General features: G+C 61.3%; 11 protein-coding genes. 3 read left to right on the top strand and 8 right to left on the bottom strand.

The annotated features are described in order from the left end of the window. Nucleotides 1-127: 127 nt before the first annotated feature. Both ptsP and nagE read left to right on the top strand, forming a co-directional pair. Nucleotides 128-2,644, top strand: a complete 2,517-nt coding sequence (gene ptsP / locus DKY63_RS24835; RefSeq protein WP_110966523.1) for a phosphoenolpyruvate--protein phosphotransferase — start codon at nucleotides 128-130, stop codon at nucleotides 2,642-2,644. A gap of 29 nt (nucleotides 2,645-2,673) precedes the next feature. Then, nucleotides 2,674-4,389, top strand: a complete 1,716-nt coding sequence (nagE, locus tag DKY63_RS24830; protein WP_110966522.1) for an N-acetylglucosamine-specific PTS transporter subunit IIBC — start codon at nucleotides 2,674-2,676, stop codon at nucleotides 4,387-4,389. A 182-nt stretch (nucleotides 4,390-4,571) separates the two neighbouring features. On the opposite strand, the gene DKY63_RS24825 is transcribed toward nagE, so the two are convergent. Together DKY63_RS24825 and purL are read right to left on the bottom strand one after the other, a co-directional pair. Then, nucleotides 4,572-4,883 (bottom strand): YqfO family protein, encoded by a 312-nt coding sequence (locus DKY63_RS24825; protein WP_110966521.1) that lies wholly within the window; start codon nucleotides 4,881-4,883, stop codon nucleotides 4,572-4,574. 5 nt (nucleotides 4,884-4,888) lie between these two features. Next, nucleotides 4,889-8,785 (bottom strand): phosphoribosylformylglycinamidine synthase, encoded by a 3,897-nt coding sequence (gene purL, locus DKY63_RS24820; RefSeq protein WP_110966520.1) that lies wholly within the window; start codon nucleotides 8,783-8,785, stop codon nucleotides 4,889-4,891. A 286-nt stretch (nucleotides 8,786-9,071) separates the two neighbouring features. Here purL and mltF point away from each other — a divergent pair, with 286 nt between their 5' ends. Next, nucleotides 9,072-10,532 carry a membrane-bound lytic murein transglycosylase MltF gene (gene mltF / locus DKY63_RS24815; protein ID WP_110966519.1) on the top strand — a complete coding sequence of 487 codons (1,461 nt, stop codon included), beginning with the start codon at nucleotides 9,072-9,074 and terminating at the stop codon, nucleotides 10,530-10,532. A gap of 126 nt (nucleotides 10,533-10,658) precedes the next feature. Here the strand turns inward: mltF and pdxJ are convergent, their stop codons facing one another. From pdxJ to lepA, 6 genes are all read right to left on the bottom strand, one after another. Next, nucleotides 10,659-11,405 carry a pyridoxine 5'-phosphate synthase gene (gene pdxJ, locus DKY63_RS24810; protein ID WP_110966518.1) on the bottom strand — a complete coding sequence of 249 codons (747 nt, stop codon included), beginning with the start codon at nucleotides 11,403-11,405 and terminating at the stop codon, nucleotides 10,659-10,661. Between the two features lie 49 nt (nucleotides 11,406-11,454). Further along, nucleotides 11,455-12,141, bottom strand: a complete 687-nt coding sequence (gene recO, locus DKY63_RS24805) for a DNA repair protein RecO (protein ID WP_110966517.1) — start codon at nucleotides 12,139-12,141, stop codon at nucleotides 11,455-11,457. Nucleotides 12,142-12,308: 167 nt separating this feature from the next. Next, complete coding sequence (gene era, locus DKY63_RS24800; RefSeq protein ID WP_110966516.1) at nucleotides 12,309-13,211, bottom strand: GTPase Era; 903 nt, start codon at nucleotides 13,209-13,211, stop codon at nucleotides 12,309-12,311. Continuing rightward, a complete protein-coding gene (rnc, locus tag DKY63_RS24795; protein WP_110966515.1) occupies nucleotides 13,204-13,893 on the bottom strand; it encodes a ribonuclease III in 690 nt (229 codons plus the stop codon). The genes era and rnc overlap by 8 nt, the downstream gene beginning before the upstream one ends. 185 nt (nucleotides 13,894-14,078) lie before the next feature. Next, nucleotides 14,079-14,933 carry a signal peptidase I gene (gene lepB / locus DKY63_RS24790; RefSeq protein ID WP_110966514.1) on the bottom strand — a complete coding sequence of 285 codons (855 nt, stop codon included), beginning with the start codon at nucleotides 14,931-14,933 and terminating at the stop codon, nucleotides 14,079-14,081. 5 nt (nucleotides 14,934-14,938) lie between these two features. Then, nucleotides 14,939-16,738 carry a translation elongation factor 4 gene (gene lepA / locus DKY63_RS24785; protein ID WP_110966513.1) on the bottom strand — a complete coding sequence of 600 codons (1,800 nt, stop codon included), beginning with the start codon at nucleotides 16,736-16,738 and terminating at the stop codon, nucleotides 14,939-14,941. Nucleotides 16,739-16,745 lie beyond the last annotated feature (7 nt).

Raw genomic sequence — 16,745 nt, 5'->3', positions numbered from 1 at the left:
CTCGCGATGGTCGTTAACGATGACGCTGGCAGCCTGACACCCCGCGGCGCTCTGTCGTTCTTCGCGAGCAGGCTCGCTCCTACAGGGTGCGCGTTGATCCGAATAGATTTCCTGATGAGACCAAGCCATGCACAACAACAATAAAGAGCTGACCCTCAGCGCCCCGCTCAGCGGCCCGGTGCTCACCCTCGCCAAAGTCCCGGACGCGGTGTTCGCCAGCGGCGCCATGGGCGACGGGATTGCCATCGACCCGCTCAACGACACCCTGCACGCCCCCTGCGCCGGCGTCGTGGTGCATGTCGCACGCACCGGCCACGCCGTGACCCTGCGCGCCGACAACGGTGCCGAACTGCTGCTGCACCTGGGCCTCGACACGGTGGAGCTGCAGGGCCAGGGCTTCTCGATGCTGGTACAGGAAGGCGCGCGGGTTGCCAATGGTCAGCCGCTGCTGCGCTATGAACAGGACCGGGTCGCGCAACAGTGCAAAAGCCTGGTCAGCCTGTTGATCCTCACCAACAGCCAGGATTTCCAGGCGCGCCCCATCACGCTCAAGTCGGTCAAAGTCGGCGAGCCGTTGCTGCACATCATTCGCCGCCATGGCGCAGGTGTGGCGACGGACGTGGAAGGCGTCGGCGAAGAACAGATCGGTCACATCCGCATCGCTCATCGTGGCGGTTTGCATGCACGGCCAGCAGCGTTGATTCGGCAGACCGCACAAGGTTTCAAAAGCAAATCAAAGCTGCATTTCGCCGGCAAATCGGCCAGCTGCGACAGCCTGATCGGACTGATGGGTCTGGCCATCGGCGAGCAGGACGAAGTGCAAGTCAGCTGCCAGGGCCCGGACGCCGAAGCCGCGCTCCAGGCCCTGTTGATCGCCTTGACCACGGCGCTGCCGGAAGAGCATCACGCCGCCGCGCCGCCACCAATGTTCCAGCGCAATCGGGCGGCTGAAGCCGGCGTACTGCACGGTGTCTGCGCCGCGCCGGGGCTGGTCGGCGGACCATTGGTGCGTTTGAGCGCGATCAGTCTGCCGGTGGATACCGGGGACAATGACCCGACGCAGCAACGACAGGCTCTGGATACCGCACTGGCCCAAGTGCGAAGCGAAATCGCCAGCACCCTGACCCAGACCAGAAAACTCAAGAACACCGACGAAGAGGCGATCTTCGCCGCCCACCTCGCGTTGCTCGAAGACCCGGCCTTGCTCGACGCAGCCAGCCTTTCCATCGATCAGGGCAGCGCCGCGACCCACGCCTGGAGCCAATCGATCGATGCCCAATGCGAGGTGCTCCAGCAATTGGGCAGTTCACTTTTGGCCGAACGCGCCAACGACCTGCGCGATCTCAAGCAACGGGTGCTGCGCGCCCTGCTCGGTGAAGCCTGGCATTACGACATAACGCCGGGCGCCATCGTCGCGGCCCACGAATTGACCCCATCCGATCTGCTGCAACTGAGTCAGCAAGGTGTCGCCGGGTTGTGCATGGCCGAGGGCGGCGCGACTTCCCACGTGGCGATCCTCGCGCGCGGCAAAGGCTTGCCTTGTGTGGTTGCGCTCGGCACGTCGCTGCTGGATCAGGAGCAAGGCCAGGCGGTGGTGCTGGACGCCGACGGTGGTCGTCTCGAACTGGTGCCGAGCGCCGAACGCCTGGCCGAAGTCCATCAGGCGCAAATACAGCACGAGCAACGTCGCAAAGAGCAACAATCCCAGGCCCACACACCGGCGCAAACCCGCGACGGCCTGCGCATCGAAGTCGCCGCCAACGTCGCCTCCAGTGTTGAAGCCGCCGATGCACTGGCCAACGGTGCCGACGGCGTCGGCCTGTTGCGTACCGAGTTCCTGTTCGTCGACCGCCAGACCGCGCCAGACGAACAGGAGCAACACCGCGCCTATCAAGCCGTGCTCGATGCCATGGGCGACAAGTCGGTGATCATCCGCACCATCGACGTCGGCGGCGACAAGCAACTCGATTACTTGCCGCTACCGGTCGAAGCCAATCCGGTGCTCGGTCTGCGCGGCATTCGCCTGGCCCAGGCCCGCCCGGAAATTCTCGACCAGCAACTGCGTGCCCTGCTTCACGTCACGCCATTGTCCCGCTGCCGGATCCTGTTGCCGATGGTCACCGAAGTCGATGAACTGCTGCACATCCGTCAGCGTCTCGATGCCTTGTGCAGCGAACTGGGCGTGAGTGAACGACCGGAGCTGGGGGTGATGATCGAAGTGCCGGCCGCCGCGCTGTTATCCGAACAGTTGGCCGAACACGCGGACTTCCTGTCCATCGGCACCAACGATCTGTCGCAATACACCCTGGCCATGGACCGCGACCACGCCGGCCTCGCCTCGCGTGTCGATGCCCTGCATCCGGCGCTGCTGCGCCTGATCGCCCAGACCTGCGCCGGCGCCGCGCAGCACGGACGCTGGGTCGGTGTGTGCGGCGCGCTGGCTTCCGATCCACTGGCCACGCCTGTGCTGATCGGACTGGGCGTGAGCGAACTGTCGGTAAGCCCGGTGCAGGTCGGTGAAATCAAGGACCGCGTGCGCCACCTCGACGCCGGCGAATGCCGGCGCATCAGCCAGGACTTGCTCAAGTTGAGCAGCGCCAGCGCGGTGCGACACGCCTGTCACCAACATTGGCCTCTGAGCTGAAGAACAATAAAAATCCACGGAGAACCGCCATGTACCAATACTTCATCGAAGGCCTGCAACGCCTCGGCCGCGCGCTGATGCTGCCGATCGCGATCCTGCCGATTGCCGGCCTGTTGCTGCGTCTGGGTGACACGGACCTGTTGAATATCGCGATCATCCACGATGCCGGCCAGGTGATTTTCGCCAACCTGGCGCTGATCTTTGCCATCGGTATCGCGGTGGGTTTTGCCAAGGACAACAACGGTACGGCCGGCCTGGCCGGGGCCATTGGTTATCTGGTGATGGTCTCCACGCTCAAGGTGCTGGATACGAGCATCAACATGGGCATGCTCGCAGGGATCATCAGCGGCCTGATGGCCGGTGCGCTGTACAACCGCTTCAAGGACATCAAGCTGCCGGAGTACCTGGCATTCTTCGGTGGCCGGCGTTTCGTGCCGATCGTCACCGGTTTCAGCGCGGTCGGGCTGGGCGTGGTGTTTGGTCTGATCTGGCCGCCGATCCAGCACGGCATCAACAGCTTCGGCGCCTTGCTGATGGAAAGTGGCAGCTTGGGTGCGTTCGTCTTCGGCGTGTTCAATCGCCTGCTGATTGTCACCGGCCTGCACCACATCCTCAACAACATGGCGTGGTTCGTGTTCGGCAACTTCACCGACCCGACCACCGGCGCCCTCGTAACCGGCGACCTGTCGCGCTACTTCGCCGGCGACCCGAAAGGCGGCCAGTTCATGACCGGCATGTTCCCGGTGATGCTCTTCGGCCTGCCTGCCGCTTGCCTGGCGATGTACCGCAACGCCCTGCCGGAACGGCGCAAAATCATGGGAGGGATTTTCCTGTCGATGGCCCTGACTTCATTCCTGACCGGTGTTACCGAGCCGATCGAATTCGCCTTCATGTTTCTCGCGCCATTGCTCTTTCTGCTGCACGCGCTGCTGACCGGCCTGTCCATGGCGGTCACCAACCTGCTGAACATCCACCTCGGATTTACCTTCTCCGGCGGCTTCATCGACATGATTCTTGGCTGGGGCAAATCCACCAATGGCTGGCTCGTGGTTCCGGTCGGTCTGGTCTATGCGGTGATCTACTACGGGGTGTTCGATTTCTGCATTCGCCGCTTCAACCTCAAGACGCCGGGGCGCGAAGACACTGCCACGACTGAAAAAGCGGCAGTGGCCGATAGCGACCGCGCCGGGGCCTATATCAAGGCATTGGGTGGCGCCGAGAACCTGATCACCGTCGGCGCCTGCACCACTCGCCTGCGCCTGGACATGGTCGATCGCAACAAGGCTTCGGATGCGGATTTGAAAGCACTCGGCGCCATGGCCGTGGTGCGGCCGGGCAAGGGCGGCAGTTTGCAGGTGGTGGTCGGGCCGATGGCCGACAGCATTGCCGATGAGATTCGCCTGGCGATGCCGGCTTTGGGTCGCGCGCTGATCGCTACCCCGGCTGCGATTATCGACACTCCGCCAGTAGTCACGGTGGCAACATCTGAAGCGCAACAATGGCTGAGCGCCCTCGGCGGTGGCGACAATGTGCTGCAACTGGATTGCGTGGCGATGACCCGCATTCGTCTGCAACTGGCAGATGGCAAGGCGTTGTCGGAGTGTGATTTGAAGGCGCTGGGGTGTCAGGGTGTGAGTCAGCTTGAGGGCGGGATCTGGCACCTGTTGGTGGGTGACAGGGCCGCTAGTTTGAGTGGAGCGCTGGAGGCGTTGGTCAATCGCAGTGAGGTCAGTGCCAAGGTTTAGATTTTCGGTGTATGACAGGCCGCATTCGCGAGCAGGCTCGCTCCCACAGGGGCCGGTGTACACAGGCCCATTGTGGGAGCGAGCCTGCTCGCGATGAGGCCCTCACTCACAACACAAACCCTGGGCATAAAAAAACCCGCCGAATCACTTCAGCGGGTTTTTCATTTCAGCAGTCAGCAGGATCAGAAATCCTCCAGCCGCAACACCTCATACGCCGGTGTCTCATAGGGATGACTCTGTTTCAGAGCCGCCACCACCGGGCGAATCAACTCATCGGCCACCACCAGCTCAACCTTCCACTCCTCGACTCGCTCGACCTGCCCCGCTTCGCCAATGAACGGCTGGCTGCCGTCCAATGGCCGAAACTGCCCCTGGCCCAACACCTGCCATGCACAGTGGTCGTAAGCGCCGATCCGACCACCACCGGCGGCGAATACGGCGCTCTTGACCACTTCGACATGACTGTCGGGAACGAAAAAGCTGAGCTTGTACACAGCCGTTAGTTCACCCACACACGAGCGTTGCGGAACATGCGCATCCAAGGAGCGTCTTCGTTCCAGTCATCCGAACGCCACGAGTTCTGCACGGCACGGAATACACGCTCCGGGTGCGGCATCATGATGGTCACGCGACCGTCGCGGCTGGTCAGGCCGGTGATCCCGCGCGGCGAGCCGTTCGGGTTGGCCGGGTATTTCTCGGTGACCTTGCCGTGGTTGTCGACGAAACGCATCGCCACGCAACCGGACAGGTCGGCTTCCAGCAACGCTTCTTCGCTGGCGAACTCGGCATGGCCTTCGCCGTGGGCGATGGCGATCGGCATGCGCGAACCGGCCATGCCCTGCAGGAAGATCGAGTTCGACTCCTGGATCTGCACCATGGCCACACGGGCTTCGAACTGCTCGGAACGGTTACGCACGAAGTGCGGCCAGAACTCGCTGCCCGGAATCAGCTCGTGCAGGTTGGACATCATCTGGCAACCGTTGCACACGCCGAGGGTGAAGCTGTCGTTACGCTCGAAGAAGCCCTGGAAGGCGTCGCGGGCACGGCTGTTGAACAAGGCCGACTTGGCCCAGCCTTCACCGGCACCCAGTACGTCACCGTAGGAGAAGCCACCGCAAGCGACCATGCCCTTGAAGTCGTTCAGGTCGACACGGCCGGCCAGAATGTCGCTCATGTGCACGTCGATCGCGTTGAAACCGGCGCGGTCGAACGCGGCCGCCATTTCCACCTGACCGTTGACGCCCTGCTCACGCAGCACGGCAACCTGTGGGCGAATGCCTTTCTTGATGTAAGGCGCGGCGACGTCCTGGTTCACGTCGTAGCTGAGCTTGAAGTTCAGGCCCGGGTTGTCTTCTTCCAGCAGGACATCGAATTCCTGATCGGCGCAGTCGGCGTTGTCACGCAGACGCTGGATCTGGTAGCTGGTCTCGGCCCACTGGCGTTGCAGCAGACGACGCTGGCCTTCGAACACGGTGTCGCCGTTGAAGGTGATGTTGACCTGGCCATTGTTGATCGGCTGGCCGATCACCGACACGCAGTCACCCAGACCGGCAGCGCTGAACTGCGCGAGGATGTCCGGGGTGGAGTCCTGGCGAACCTGGATCACGGCGCCCAGTTCTTCGTTGAACAGGATCGCGGCGATGTCGGCCGAAGAATCCGCCAGGCTGTCGAGGTTCAGGCTCAGGCCGCAGTGACCGGCGAAGGCCATTTCCACCACGGAGGTCAGCAGACCGCCGTCGGAACGGTCGTGGTAAGCCAGCAGGTGACCGTCGGCATTCAAGCCCTGGATCACCGCGAAGAAGGCTTTCAGGTCTTCGGCGTCATCGACGTCCGGAGCCTGGCTGCCGAGCTTGCCGTGAACCTGGGCCAGGATCGAGGCGCCCATGCGGTTCTGGCCACGGCCCAGGTCGATCAGAATCAGGTCGGTGGTGCCCTTGTCCATGCGCAGTTGCGGGGTCAGGGTCTGACGGATGTCGGTCACTGGGGCGAAACCGGTCACGATCAGCGACATTGGCGAAGTGACGGTCTTCTCCACGCCGTCTTCGTTCCAGCGAGTGGCCATGGACATGGAGTCCTTGCCCACCGGAATGGTGATGCCCAACTCAGGGCACAGCTCCATGCCGACCGCTTTCACGGTGTCGTACAGACGCGCGTCTTCGCCCGGGTGACCGGCGGCGGACATCCAGTTCGCCGACAGTTTGATGTCGGAGATCTTGCCGATGCGCGAGGCCGCGAGGTTGGTCAGGGTTTCGCCAATGGCCATGCGACCCGACGCCGGAGCGTCCAGCAGTGCCAGCGGAGTGCGCTCGCCCATCGCCATGGCTTCGCCGGTGTAGACGTCGAAGCTGGTGGCGGTGACGGCAACGTCGGCCACCGGAACCTGCCACGGGCCGACCATCTGGTCACGGGCCACGAGGCCGGTGATGGTGCGGTCGCCGATGGTGATCAGGAAGCTCTTGCTGGCCACGGCCGGGTGATGCAGGACGCGCTCGACGCTGTCGGCGATGTCCAGGGTCGACGGATCGAAGTCGTCGCCCAGCTCGGCTTCGCGCTTCACCGAACGGTGCATGCGCGGCGGCTTGCCCAGCAGCACTTCCAACGGCATGTCCACCGGGCTGTTGCCGAAGTGGCTGTCGGTGACAGTCAGTTGCGGCTCGGCAGTGGCTTCGCCGACCACGGCGAACGGGCAACGCTCGCGCTCGCAGATCGCCTTGAAGCGCTCGAAGTCGGCCGGGCCAACGGCCAGCACGTAACGTTCCTGGGATTCGTTGGACCAGATTTCGTGCGGGGCCATGCCCGGCTCGTCGTTTGGAATGTTGCGCAGTTCGAAACGGCCACCGCGGTCGCCGTCGTTGACCAGTTCCGGGAAGGCGTTGGACAGGCCGCCCGCGCCCACGTCGTGGATGAAGCTGATCGGGTTCTTGTCACCCAATTGCCAGCAACGGTCGATGACTTCCTGGCAACGACGTTCCATTTCCGGGTTTTCGCGCTGTACCGAAGCGAAGTCCAGGTCCGCCGAGCTGGTGCCGGTGGCCATGGAGGAAGCCGCGCCGCCGCCCAGACCGATCAGCATCGCCGGGCCGCCAAGCACGATCAGCTTGGAGCCAACGACGATTTCGCCTTTCTGCACGTGTTCTTCACGGATGTTGCCCATGCCGCCGGCCAGCATGATCGGCTTGTGGTAACCGCGAACTTCATCACCGTGCGGGGTGGTGATGGATTGTTCGAAGGTACGGAAGTAGCCGGTCAGCGCCGGACGACCGAACTCGTTGTTGAACGCGGCGCCGCCCAGCGGGCCTTCGATCATGATGTCCAGCGCGTTGACGATGCGCTCGGGCTTGCCGTACGGCACTTCCCATGGCTGTTCGAAGCCCGGGATTTGCAGGTTGGAGACGGTGAAGCCGGTCAGGCCGGCCTTTGGCTTGGCGCCACGACCGGTCGCGCCTTCGTCGCGGATCTCGCCACCGGAACCGGTGGATGCACCCGGGAACGGGGCAATCGCGGTCGGGTGGTTGTGGGTCTCGACTTTCATCAGGATGTGCACCGGCTCCTGCACCGCGCCGTACTGGCGGGTTTCAGGGTCCGGGAAGAAACGACCGGCCACGGAACCGACGATCACCGAAGCGTTGTCCTTATAAGCGGACAGCACGCCTTCGTTGTGCATCTGGTAGGTGTTCTTGATCATGCCGAACAGGCTTTTTTCCTGGCTCTCGCCGTCGATGTCCCAACTGGCGTTGAAGATCTTGTGACGGCAGTGCTCGGAGTTCGCCTGAGCGAACATCATCAGTTCGATGTCGTGCGGGTTGCGCTTGAGACCGAGGAAAGCGTCGACCAGGTAGTCGATCTCGTCTTCGGCCAGGGCCAGACCCAATTCGACGTTGGCCTTCTCCAGTGCAGCGCGGCCGCCACCGAGCAGGTCGATCGCGGTCAGAGGCTTGGGCTCGGCGTGACTGAACAAGCCGGCAGCCTGCTCCAGGTTGCCCAGCACGATCTGGGTCATGCGGTCGTGCAGCGTATCGGCGATGACCTGGGCGTCAGCGTCGCTGAACTGGCCGGCCACGTAGAAGGCAATGCCGCGCTCCAGGCGCTGGATCTTGCCCAGGCCGCAGTTGCGAGCGATGTCGCTGGCCTTGCTCGACCATGGCGAGATGGTGCCGAAACGCGGCAGCACCAGGAACAGACGACCGGTCGGCTCCTGGACCGGAACGCTTGGACCGTATTTCAGAAGGCGCGCGAGCACCTGCTGTTCGTCGCCGGTCAGGACGCCGGTAACTTCGGCGAAGTGAGCGAATTCAGCATACAAGCCACTGACAGCTGAAACCTTCTGGCTCAGTTGCTCAAGGAGTTTGCTGTGGCGAAAGGCAGAAAGGGCAGGAGCGCCGCGCAGGATCAACATCTTCGGGACAGCCTCGGGAAGGGGGTGTGCTTTGAGGCCGTGCATTCTAGCCTAAACAGCCCGCGACATCACCCGAAACGCTACACACGGTTGCATTCGAGTACCGATCTGTGTTTCTGCCTCCAAAGTCAGGTTAATCAGGGGTGCGGCGACAGCTTATTTTTATCCCGACAAATCCCGGACAAGAGCCATTCCTGTGGGGTTTCGGCCGCTTTTGTGATCGCTAGCAGACTAGCCCTCTACTGTCGAGATATGGCGCTGGTGGTCCTTTGCGTATACTGCGCAAATGTTTTCCCCAACGGCTTTGCGTCCGCGATATGCCAAATGGCTGATCGCAACCGGACTCTTCCTGATGCTCAGTGGCTGTGTTGATAAACCCAACACGCTCGAGCGCGTAAAGGAGGATGGTGTGCTGCGGGTGGTTACCCGAAACAGCCCCGCCACCTACTTTCAGGATCGCAACGGTGAAACCGGCTTCGAATACGAGCTGGTGAAGCGCTTCGCCGACGATCTGGGGGTGGAGCTCAAGATCGAGACCGCCGACAACCTCGACGACCTGTTCAATCAGGTCGGCAAGCCCAACGGCCCGGTGCTCGCCGCCGCTGGCCTGGTCAGCAGCGAAGAACGCAAGAAGCAGGTGCGGTTCTCACACTCCTATCTGGAAGTCACCCCGCAGATCATCTATCGCAACGGCCAGTCCCGTCCGACCGACGCCAAGGATCTGGTGGGCAAGAAGATCATGGTGCTCAAGGGCAGCACCCACGCCGACCAGCTGGCGCAACTGAAACAGAAATTCCCCGGTATCGAATACGAAGAGTCCGACGCGGTCGAGGTCGTTGATCTCCTGCGCATGGTGGACGAAGGTCAGATCGACCTGACCCTTGTGGACTCCAACGAAGTGGCGATGAACCAGGTGTATTTCACCAATATCCGGGTGGCCTTCGACCTGGGTGATGCCAGGGACCAGAGCTGGGCCGTGGCCACCGGCGATGACAACAGCCTGCTCAACGAAATCAACGAGTACCTCGACAAGGTCAAGAAGAACGGCACGCTGCAACGCCTGAAGGATCGCTACTACGGGCACGTCGACGTGCTCGGCTACATGGGCGCCACCACCTTCGCCCAGCATCTGCAGCAACGCCTGCCCAAGTACGAACAGCACTTCAAGGCTTACGCGAAGAAAGAGAAGGTCGACTGGCGCCTGCTGGCGGCGGTCGGCTATCAGGAATCCCTGTGGCAACCGGCCGTTACCTCGAAGACCGGCGTGCGCGGCCTGATGATGCTGACCCAGAACACCGCACAGGCCATGGGCGTGTCCAACCGTCTCGATCCCAAGCAAAGCATCATGGGCGGGGCCAAGTACCTGGCTTATATGAAGGATCAGTTGGACGAGTCGATCCAGGAACCGGATCGCACCTGGTTTGCCCTGGCGGCCTACAACGTGGGCATTGGCCATCTGGATGACGCGCGCAAGCTGGCGGCCAAGGAAGGGCTGAATCCGGACAAATGGCTGGACGTGAAGAAAATCCTGCCGCGCCTGTCCGAGAAGAAGTGGTACAGCAAAACCCGTTACGGCTATGCCCGTGGCGGCGAGCCGGTGCATTTCGTGGCGAACATCCGCCGCTACTACGACATCCTGACCTGGGTCACGCAGCCGCAGCTTGAGGGTGATCAGGTGGCCGAAGGCAAACTGGTGGTACCGGGGATCGACAAGAGCAAACCGGCGCAGGAAACTCCGCAGCTTTAACAACCCCGCCTAAAACCAATGTAGGAGCGAGCCTGCTCGCGATGGCGGTCTTTCAGCCAACATCAATGTTGGATGTCAGGTCCTCATCGCGAGCAGGCTCGCTCCTACAGGGTTTTGTATTGTTCTTTAAGCCTTGGCTGCGGCCGCCAGAATCAGCGCCTTCATCTCCGAAACCGCCGACTTGAAGCCCACAAACAGGGCATGGGCCACCAGCGCGTGGCCGATGTTCAGTTCGTTGATGCCCTTGATCGCCGCCACGGCCTCGACGTTGTGATAGTGCAGACCGTGACCGGCATTGACGATCAAGCCCTGAGCCAGGCCAAAGGCCACGCCATCGGCAACGCGCTTCAATTCCTCAGCCACTTCGGTCGGCGTCTCGGCATCGGCGTAACGCCCGGTGTGCAATTCGATAGCCGGCGCGCCCACACGACGGGAAGCCTCGATCTGCCGCTCGTCAGCATCAATGAACAGCGACACTTCCGAGCCGATCTTCGACAGGCGCTCCACCGCCGCCTTGATCCGCGCTTCCTGCCCCGCCACGTCCAGGCCGCCTTCGGTGGTCAGTTCCTGACGGGTTTCCGGGACCAGGCAAATGTGCGCCGGGCGAATACGCTCGGCGAACGCCATCATTTCCTCGGTGACGCCCATCTCGAAGTTCATGCGGGTTTGCAGCACATCCTTGAGCACCAGGATGTCGCGCTCCTGAATGTGCCGGCGGTCTTCGCGCAAGTGCACGGTGATGCCGTCAGCGCCAGCCTCTTCCGCGTCCAGGGCTGCCTTGACCGGGTCCGGGTAGCGTGTACCCCGGGCCTGACGCAGGGTGGCAACGTGGTCGATGTTCACGCCAAGAAGAATGCGGGTGCTGGTGGTCACGGAAGCGCTCCAGAAGAAGAGAAAGTTCGGTGCACAGCATACGGGGTGATCAGGGCTTGCGAAACAGCTCGCGACTGACAAGTGGCCGACCGCCCAAATGAACGGCCAATGCCTGACGCATCAAGCGCTTGGCGGCGGACAGCGCACCGGGCGCGGACCAGTCGGCTTCGGCCATGGCCAGCAATTCAATGCCATTGAACAGCCCCGGTTGCAGCAGATAGACCCGTTCCAGTCCGGCATCCACTTGCAGGCGATAGAGGCCGTCCGGGGCGATGGGCTCGCCATGGATGTCGGTATTGAGGGCAAAGCCGTAGCCGAGGTCGTCGAGCAAGCGCCATTCGAATGAGCGCAACAACGGCTCCAGCGGTCGGCCTTCGGCGAGGGCCAGCAAGGTTGCGGCGTAGTGATCAAATACACTGGGATGGGGATCTTCGGCAGGCAGCAGACGAATCAGCAGCTCGTTGAGATAGAGACCACTGAACAGCGCTTCGCCGTGCAGCCAGGTGGACACACCGGCACTTTCCATGCGCCCGACGTTCTTCAGCTCCCCACGTCCGCGAAACTCCACTTCCAGCGGCACGAAAGGCCGCGCCAGCGTCCCGGCCTTGCCCCGCGCACTGCGCAACACCGCCCGCAGCCGCCCTTGGGGCGTGAGGAAGTCCACCAGCGCACTGCTTTCGCGGTAGGCGCGGGAGTGGAGGACGTAGGCGGGTTGGCCGGTGGGTTGTTGGGACATGGGAATCGCAATTCTCAATAGAGGAGCACGGTATTACTGACAGCCCCAAAACCACTGTGGGAGCGAGCCTGCTCGCGATGAGGGACTAACATTCAACAAGATTGTTGACTGACAGACCGCTATCGCGAGCAGGCTCGCTCCCACAGTTTTATCACCTGGGCTCAGGTTTACAGGTCGCCGTAACCCAGCGAACGCAACGCACGCTCATCATCGGACCAGCCACCCTTAACCTTCACCCACAGGTTAAGCATGATCTTGGAGTCGAACAGCAGCTCCATGTCCTTGCGCGCCTCGGTGCCGATGCGCTTGATGCGCTCGCCCTTGTCGCCAATGATGATTTTCTTCTGGCCGTCACGTTCGACGAGGATCAGCGCATGAATATGCAGGGTTTTCCCCTGCTGCTTGAACTCTTCGATTTCAACTGTGATCTGGTACGGCAGCTCGGCGCCCATCTGGCGCATGATTTTTTCGCGTACCAGTTCAGCAGCCAGGAAGCGGCTGCTGCGGTCGGTGATCTGGTCTTCCGGGAAGAAGTGATCGTTTTCCGGCAACTGCTCGGCAATCACCCGCTCCAGCGCGTCGAGGTTGTGCCCGTGCTGAGCCGAAATCGGGATGATCTGTGCGTTTGGCAGCTGTTCCTGCAACCAGGACAGGTGCGGCATCAGCTCGGCCTTGTCCTCGATGCGGTCGGTCTTGTTCAGCGCAACGATCAGCGGGCCGGTCACGTATTGCACACGCTCGAGGACCATTTGGTCTTCTTCGGTCCACTTGGTGCGATCCACCACGAAGATCACCACGTCGACGTCTTTCAACGCCGCCGAAGCGGTCTTGTTCATGTAGCGGTTCAGGGCCTTTTCACCCCCCTTGTGCATGCCGGGGGTGTCGACGTAGATCGCCTGCACATCACCTTCGGTCTTGATGCCGAGCATGTTGTGACGGGTGGTTTGCGGCTTGCGCGAGGTGATCGCGAGCTTCTGGCCGAGAATGTGGTTGAGCAACGTGGACTTGCCCACGTTCGGACGGCCGACGATGGCAACATAGCCACAGCGTGTTGCAGTTGAATCAGTCATTGCCATTCTCCACACCCAGGGCAATCAGTGCTGCGGCGGCCGCTACCTGTTCGGCAATACGACGGCTCACACCCTGACCTCGGCTTTTTTCATTCAGTAGGATGATTTCGCATTCGACGAAGAACGTCCGGCAATGCGGCTCACCCTGGATATCCACCACTTCATAACGTGGCAGCTCGCACCCACGGGATTGCAGGAACTCCTGCAGGCGGGTTTTCGGGTCCTTGTTGGTGTCGACCAGCGTCAGGCCTTCGAACTCGCCGGCCAGCCAGGCCAGTACGCGTTCGCGGGCAACTTCGATGCCGGCGTCCAGGTAGATTGCACCAATCAGCGCTTCCAGGGCATCGGCCAGGATCGACTCACGGCGAAAACCGCCGCTCTTCAACTCGCCGGACCCCAGGCGCAGGTGTTCGCCCAGATCGAAACCACGGGCCAGTACGGCCAGCGTCTCACCTTTGACCAGGCGTGCGCGCAAACGCGACAACTGGCCTTCGCGGGCCAGCGGGAAGCGATCGAACAGCGCCTCGCCGGCAACGAAGTTGAGGATGGCGTCACCGAGGAACTCCAGGCGTTCGTTGTTGCGCCCGGCAAAACTGCGGTGAGTCAGGGCCAGGACCATCAGTTCCTGGTCCTTGAAGGTGTAGCCGAGCTGACGCTCGAGACGGCTTAGGGAGGCGCTCACGGTTTACCCACGCTGAGTTCGTGGTTGGTTTCCACCGCCACCGCCGGGATGCGGCGCAGGCTTGGGACAATTAACGCTGTGTTCAAAAATAACGTCCTGAATATCATTGGCTTCATGCTTCCGGCCCCGAAATCCGTCGGTTCCAGAAATGCATTCGGCGCTGTGTTCAACAGCGCCGTGTTTGATTACTGAATCAGGCCAACCCGCGAGAAATTCGGCAAGTGACTGAGTTTGGGTTCCGGCCAGCTCATCCAGACTGCAAAGGCCTTGCCGACGATATTTTTGTCGGGAACCATGCCCAGCAGATCCTTGGGAATGTTCGGATCATCCCAGTAGCGACTGTCGTTCGAGTTGTCGCGGTTGTCGCCCATCATGAAGTAGTGCCCGGCAGGCACGGTCCATGTACGGTCCGGCGTTGCGCGGTAGCGGCTCATTTCCTTGCGGATCAGATGCTCGGCGGCACCGAGTTTTTCCTTGTAGAGCTCGGCGCTGCCCAGGGTGCCGGGCTCGGAACCGATCAGCTGCTCGGCAATCGACTGCCCGTTGACGAACAGACGCTTGTCGGCGGTGTAGCGAACCTGATCACCCGGCAAACCGACGACACGCTTGATGTAGTTGACGTTCGGGTCGCTTGGATAGCGGAACACCATCACATCGCCGCGTTGTGGCTCACCGACTTCGATGATTTTCTTGTCGATCACCGGCAGGCGAATCCCGTAGGAAAACTTGCTCACCAGAATGAAGTCGCCGACATCCAGGGTCGGTTTCATCGAGCCGGATGGGATCTGGAACGGTTCCACCAGGAACGAACGCAGCACCAGCACGATGAACAACACCGGGAAGAACGATTTGCCGTACTCGACCAGCAACGGCTCCTTGTTCAGTTTCTCGACCACCACCACATCGGGCTGGCTGACGCTGCCCTCATAGGAAGCAATGGCGGCACGCCGACGCGGCGCCAGGAACAGCAGATCGAGCAACGCCAACAGGCCGCAGACGAACACGGCGATGACCAGCAACAGCGGGAAATTTAGTGACATAGGACCTAACTATCCAACCTGAGCACGGCAAGGAAGGCTTCTTGTGGAATTTCCACGTTGCCGACCTGTTTCATGCGTTTCTTACCGGCCTTTTGCTTCTCCAGCAGTTTCTTCTTACGGCTGACGTCACCACCGTAGCATTTGGCCAATACGTTCTTTCTGAGTGCCTTGACGGTTGTACGCGCCACAATCTGACCGCCAATAGCGGCCTGGATTGCCACGTCGAACATCTGCCGCGGAATCAGGTCTTTCATCTTCTCGGTCAACTGGCGACCTTTGTAGTGCGAGTTGTCACGGTGCACGATCAACGCCAGGGCATCGACCTTGTCGCCGTTGATCAGCACGTCCAGTTTCACCAGATTAGCCGATTGGTAACGATCGAAATGGTAATCCAGCGAAGCATAGCCGCGGCTGGTGGATTTGAGGCGGTCGAAGAAGTCCAGGACCACTTCGTTCATCGGCAGGTCGTAGGTCACTTGCACCTGAGAGCCGAGGAACAGCATGTCGACCTGAACACCGCGTTTTTCGATGCACAGAGTGATGACGTTGCCCAGGTGCTCCTGCGGCACAAGGATGTTGGCACGCACGATTGGCTCGCGCATGTCTTCAATCGACGATAGGTCCGGCAGCTTGGACGGGTTGTCGACGTAGATCGTCTCGCCGGTCTTGAGCAACAGCTCGAAGATTACCGTTGGTGCCGTGGTGATCAGATCCAGGTCGTACTCACGCTCGAGGCGTTCCTGGATGATTTCCATGTGCAGCATGCCGAGGAAACCGCAACGGAAACCGAAGCCCAGGGCATCGGAGCTTTCCGGCGTGTACTGCAGCGAGGAATCATTGAGGGTGAGCTTCTGCAGGGCTTCGCGGAAATCCTCGAAATCGTCGGAGCTGACCGGGAACAGACCGGCATAGACCTGCGGCTGGATGCGTTTGAAACCAGGCAGCACCTCGACGTCCGGCGTAGAGGCGAGGGTCAGGGTGTCACCTACCGGTGCACCGTGAATGTCCTTGATGCTCGCGATGATGAAGCCCACTTCACCAGCCTTGAGGTCGGCTGTGGCGGTGTGTTTCGGGTTGAAGACACCGACGCTGTCCACCAGATGGATCTTGCCGGTGGACTTGACCAGGATCTTGTCGCCTTTCTTCACGCGGCCATGGCGTACACGCACCAGGGAGACAACGCCCAGGTAGTTGTCGAACCAGGAGTCGATGATCAACGCTTGCAGCGGATCTTCGATATTGCCGGTCGGCGCGGGAATGGTAGCAACCAGACGCTCCAGCACTTCATCGACACCCAGGCCGGTCTTGGCGCTGCAGGTGACGGCGTCGGTGGCGTCGATACCGATGATCTTCTCGATCTCTTCCTTGACGCGCTCAGGCTCGGCCTGTGGCAGGTCGATCTTGTTCAGCACGGGCATCACTTCCAGGCCCTGCTCGATCGCAGTGTAGCAGTTGGCAACCGACTGTGCTTCAACACCCTGACCGGCATCGACTACCAGCAACGCACCTTCACAGGCCGCCAGCGAGCGGCTGACTTCGTAGGTGAAGTCAACGTGGCCGGGGGTGTCAATGAAGTTCAGCTGGTAGTTGATACCATCTTTGGCTTTGTAATAGAGAGTAACGCTGTGAGCCTTGATGGTGATCCCGCGCTCACGCTCAAGGTCCATGGAATCCAGCACCTGGGCTTCCATTTCACGCTCGGCCAGGCCGCCGCACATCTGGATGAAACGATCGGCCAGCGTCGACTTGCCATGGTCAATGTGGGCGATGATGGAGAAATTGCGGATATGACTCAAATCACTCACGGATCAA

This window comes from Pseudomonas putida (assembly GCF_003228315.1).
Lineage (GTDB): Bacteria > Pseudomonadota > Gammaproteobacteria > Pseudomonadales > Pseudomonadaceae > Aquipseudomonas > Aquipseudomonas putida_S.
Note: the sequence above shows the minus strand (reverse complement) of the source record. Positions and strands in the feature narration are given on the sequence as shown.

What these genes read in the sequence shown, in the direction of transcription:
- ptsP (WP_110966523.1), top strand. Translation starts at nt 128, where the DNA reads ATGCACAACAACAATAAAGAGCTGACCCTCAGCGCCCCGCTCAGCGGC.
- nagE (WP_110966522.1), top strand. Translation starts at nt 2,674, where the DNA reads ATGTACCAATACTTCATCGAAGGCCTGCAACGCCTCGGCCGCGCGCTG.
- purL (WP_110966520.1), bottom strand. Translation starts at nt 8,785, where the DNA reads ATGTTGATCCTGCGCGGCGCTCCTGCCCTTTCTGCCTTTCGCCACAGC.
- mltF (WP_110966519.1), top strand. Translation starts at nt 9,072, where the DNA reads ATGTTTTCCCCAACGGCTTTGCGTCCGCGATATGCCAAATGGCTGATC.
- recO (WP_110966517.1), bottom strand. Translation starts at nt 12,141, where the DNA reads ATGTCCCAACAACCCACCGGCCAACCCGCCTACGTCCTCCACTCCCGC.
- era (WP_110966516.1), bottom strand. Translation starts at nt 13,211, where the DNA reads ATGACTGATTCAACTGCAACACGCTGTGGCTATGTTGCCATCGTCGGC.
- lepB (WP_110966514.1), bottom strand. Translation starts at nt 14,933, where the DNA reads ATGTCACTAAATTTCCCGCTGTTGCTGGTCATCGCCGTGTTCGTCTGC.